Below are 1,271 nucleotides of genomic sequence, written 5' to 3'. Positions count from 1 at the left end.
TGAAGTGCCCCGGGTTTTGTTCCTAGGCATTTGCCTTGATTTCCATTATTTCTCGACTGGGGTCGTGTTCCCAAAATTCGGCTTCGACTTCAGCTGGGGTGCGGTAGCCCAGGCTCTGGTGGAGCCGTGATTCGTTCCACCAGTTAACCCACTCGAACGTCGCGATTTCCACGTCGACGACATCGGCCCATGAGCGCCTATGAATCAGCTCATTCTTGTAGGAGCCGTTGACATTCTCAGCCAAAGCATTGTCATAGGAATCACCAACAGTGCCGGTAGACGCCGTAATTCCGTGCTCAGCCAGGCGCTCGTTGTAGACGATACTCACATATTGTGAGCCGTGGTCTGAATGGTGAATTAGGCCCGCCGTTTCCTTGGCGCACACGATCGCCTGGTTCAACGCCTGCAGCGGCAACGCCTCAGTACGCATCGAATCAGACAACGCCCACCCGACAATCCTCCGGGAGTACACATCAGTGACAAAAGCTGTGTACACAAACCCTTTCCTGGTGCGCACATACGTAATGTCCGCTACCCACAGCCGATGAGGGCCAGGAGCCTTAAACTCACGATTAACCAAATCTGGGCGAAGATCCGGGCCTGTGGGTTTGCGCGTTGTGACAGGTGCCCCACCTTTTCCCTTGCCGGACAGTCCAGCGCTGCGCATCAGCCGGGCTGTCTGCTCGCGGCCAATGTCAACGCCCCGGCGTTGCAGCACGCGCCACATCTTCCGCACCCCGTAGACGCCGTAATTTTCAGCATGAACGTCGCGAATATGCTCTACAAGGGCAGCGTCGCGAAGAGCGCGGGAGCTTAAGCCCCGGGCCTTGGATTGGCGGTACCCACGCGAGCTAAGAAAACCGCCTTCGCGATGCGTGTTTAACGTCTGGCAAATGAACTCGACGCAGAAACGATTCCGGTACTCATCAATGAACCGGATCATTTCCGACGTTTCGGGTCGAGTTCCGACGCGAAAAAAGCCGAAGCGGCTTTCAACAACTCATTGGTGTCCCGCAACTCTTGATTCTCGCGACGCAACCGTGCGTTTTCTGCAGCAAGGTCCTCGGGCATTGATTCCACAACACGTCCTTCGCGACGAGCGGCCTGCGTCCATTGCCTCGCCGTGTGCCACGACACACCCAGCTTTGGTGCCACGATCTTGCAGGCTGCCTGCATAGAAATGTTCTCCGCCAGGATGCGGTCTTCCACGAGGCGGACTACACGGTCTTTCGCATCCTGATCAAATTTTCTCGGCATGTTCCAAATTTTCC

Annotated in this window: 2 protein-coding genes; both read right to left on the bottom strand. The window is 56.2% G+C overall.

Annotation, left to right across the window (positions count from 1 at the left end):
- Positions 1–22: 22 nt before the first annotated feature.
- Positions 23–943 carry an IS3 family transposase gene (locus tag HMPREF3227_RS13330; protein WP_066512146.1) on the bottom strand — a complete coding sequence of 307 codons (921 nt, stop codon included), beginning with the start codon at positions 941–943 and terminating at the stop codon, positions 23–25.
- Complete coding sequence (locus HMPREF3227_RS14020) at positions 940–1,257, bottom strand: transposase (RefSeq protein ID WP_061920845.1); 318 nt, start codon at positions 1,255–1,257, stop codon at positions 940–942. The genes HMPREF3227_RS13330 and HMPREF3227_RS14020 overlap by 4 nt, the downstream gene beginning before the upstream one ends.
- Positions 1,258–1,271 lie beyond the last annotated feature (14 nt).

The organism is Corynebacterium sp. CMW7794 (assembly GCF_001563605.1).
Taxonomy (GTDB): Bacteria; Actinomycetota; Actinomycetes; order Mycobacteriales; family Mycobacteriaceae; genus Corynebacterium; species Corynebacterium phoceense.
Note: the sequence above shows the minus strand (reverse complement) of the source record. Positions and strands in the feature narration are given on the sequence as shown.